Source organism: Mycobacterium sp. ST-F2, assembly GCF_001905655.1.
Classification (GTDB): domain Bacteria; phylum Actinomycetota; class Actinomycetes; order Mycobacteriales; family Mycobacteriaceae; genus Mycobacterium.
This window is the reverse complement of the sequence record NZ_JMHT01000087.1, coordinates 1-2577: the sequence shown is the minus strand read 5'-3', so window position 1 is coordinate 2577 and position 2577 is coordinate 1. Positions and strand designations below refer to the sequence as shown.

Here is a 2577-nt window from a genome sequence, read left to right as displayed (position 1 = left end):
TGTCAGCGGTCACGTATTTCCCCAGGTTTGAGGGGTTGTCCGTCACGTAATTCCCCACCCTGGCTGTCACGTAATTCCCCACCCTGGGCGGTGTGTCTGCCTGGTGTGGGCCTCGTTTACCGGTTCGCTCTGCATCCATCTGATGGTGGATGGAAGGGCGCTGATGGCGAGGAGAAGTATCGTGATGCTCGATTTGGTCGAGTTGTTCACCCACTGGCACGCGGGCCGTTCGCAGGTCCAGTTATCGGAGTCGCTGGGCATTGACCGCAAGACCGTCCGCAAATATTTGGCTCCGGCGGTCGCGGCGGGTATCGGCCCGGGTACCGAGCCGCTGACCGCGCCACAGTGGTCGGAGCTGATCGGCGGGTGGTTCCCGGAACTGTCCGATCCTGCGGCGCGGGCGCTGACCTGGCCGCTGATCGAACCGCACCGGGACCAGATCAAGACCTGGCTCGATGCCGATGTCACGATCGCCACGATCGCTCAGCGGTTGCGGGACGAGCATGCGGTAGCGGTGTCGGAGTCCTCGGTTCGGCGTTGGATCGCAACACATTTCGCGGAAGAGGTGGCACGAGCGAAGGTGACCGTGCCGCGCGGGCCGGTCGAGCCGGGCAGTGAAGCGCAGATCGACTACGGTCGCCTGGGCATGTGGTTCGATCCCGCGGTGGGCCGCCGGGTGGCGGTGTGGGCGTTCGTGATGGTGTTGGCGTGTTCGCGGCACCTGTTCGTGCGCCCGGTGATCCGGATGGACCAAACCACCTGGTGCGCTTGCCATGTCGCGGCGTTCGAGTTCTTCGGCGGGGTCCCGGCCCGGTTGGTGTGTGACAACCTCAAGACCGGGGTGGACAAACCCGACCTGTATGACCCGAAGATCAACCGCGCCTATGCCGAGCTGGCCACCCACTACGGCACCCTGATCGACCCGGCGCGGGCGTTCAAACCCAAAGACAAACCCCGCGTCGAACGGCCCATGCAATACATCCGGGATTCGTTCTGGCGCGGCCGCCAGTTCGACGGGCTGCCCGCGATGCAAACCGACGCCCAGCGCTGGAGCATCGAGGTGGCCGGGGCGAGGTCGTGTCGGGCACTGGAGGGCGCGCCGCCGTTGCGGGTGTTTGAAGCGATCGAAGCCAGCGCGTTGATCGGGTTGCCGCCCAGAGTATTTGAACTGTCCACCTGGTCGATCGGCACCGTCGGCACCGACGCGCACCTCAAGGTCGGCAAGGCGTTGTACTCGGTGCCGTGGCGGCTGATCGGGCAACGCCTGCATGCCCGCACCGCCGGCGACGTGGTACAGGTCTTTCACGCCGATGCGGTGGTGGCCATCCACGTGCGCCGCCCATCGGGGCGCTCGACCGACTTCGCCCATTACCCGCCGGAGAAGGTCGCGTTCGCGATGAAAACCCCGACCTGGTGCCGGCGCACCGCCGAACTGGTCGGCCCGGCCTGCGTCGCGGTGATCGCCGCGTTCATGGCCGACAACGCCATCCACCATCTGCGCGCCGCGCAAGGAGTGCTCGGGCTGCGCGACAAACACGGCTGCGACCGGTTGGAGGCCGCGTGCGCCCGCGCCATCGCCGTCGGTGACCCGTCCTACCGCACCATCAAAGGCATCCTGGCCGCCGGCACCGAACACGCCGGCGACGAACCGCCCGCCAGCACCGGCGCGGCGGGGGCGTTTCTGCGTGGCCCCGACCAGTTCGGCACCGATACCGGCATCATCGCCTGATCGTCACCAATTCCACACTGCTGCAACATAATCAACCTTCAAAGGAAGCCCACCATGTCTATCTGTGATCCGGCGCTACGCACCGCGCTGCGCACCCTGAAACTGTCCGGCATGCTCGACACCCTCGATGCCCGGCTCGCCCAAACCCGCGACGGCGGCCTCGGCCACCTCGAATTCCTGCAAGCCCTCTGTCAAGACGAGATCGCCCGCCGCGAATCCGCCGCTCTCACACGGCGATTGCGCCGCGCCAAGTTCGAAGAACAGGCCACCTTCGAAGACTTCGACTTCACCGCCAACCCGAAACTGCCCGCCGCGATGCTGCGCGACCTGGCCGCCCTGCGCTGGCTCGACGCCGGCGAATCAGTCATCCTCTACGGCCCCGTCGGCGTCGGCAAAACCCATGTGGCACAAGCACTCGGACATCACGTAGCCCGCCGCGGCGGGGACATCCGCTTCGTCAAATGCGCCCGCATGCTCGCCGACCTTGCCGGCGGACACGCCGACCGCACCATCGGCCAGCGCATGCGCGAGTACACCCGGCCCCTGGTACTGATCGTCGATGACTTCGCGATGCGTGAGCACACCACCACCCAATCCGACGATCTCTACGATCTGGTCTCCGACCGGGCCATCGCTGGCAAACCCCTCATCCTGACCAGCAACCGCGCCCCCAAAGACTGGTACCCGCTGTTCCCCAACCCCGTCGTGGCCGAATCCCTACTCGACCGACTGATCAACACCAGCCACCAAGTCCTCATGGACGGACCCAGCTACCGACCCCGGAAACGACCCGGCCGCACCACCACCTAGACAACGCCCGCCCCGACCGGTAAGACCAACACGAGGCC

2 protein-coding genes are annotated in these 2577 nt (G+C 66.3%); both read left to right on the top strand.

Annotated elements, in window-relative coordinates; all coding sequences use genetic code 11:
* Positions 1 to 184 precede the first annotated feature (184 nt).
* Complete coding sequence (gene istA / locus EB75_RS28575) at positions 185 to 1729, top strand: IS21 family transposase (RefSeq protein WP_109558051.1); 1545 nt, start codon at positions 185 to 187, stop codon at positions 1727 to 1729.
* Between the two features lie 54 nt (positions 1730 to 1783).
* Positions 1784 to 2539 (top strand): IS21-like element helper ATPase IstB, encoded by a 756-nt coding sequence (gene istB / locus EB75_RS28570; RefSeq protein WP_074360265.1) that lies wholly within the window; start codon positions 1784 to 1786, stop codon positions 2537 to 2539.
* Positions 2540 to 2577: the final 38 nt, after the last annotated feature.

Coding starts and splice junctions, on each gene's coding strand:
- istA (WP_109558051.1), top strand. CDS start 185: ATGCTCGATTTGGTCGAGTTGTTCACCCACTGGCACGCGGGCCGTTCG.
- istB (WP_074360265.1), top strand. CDS start 1,784: ATGTCTATCTGTGATCCGGCGCTACGCACCGCGCTGCGCACCCTGAAA.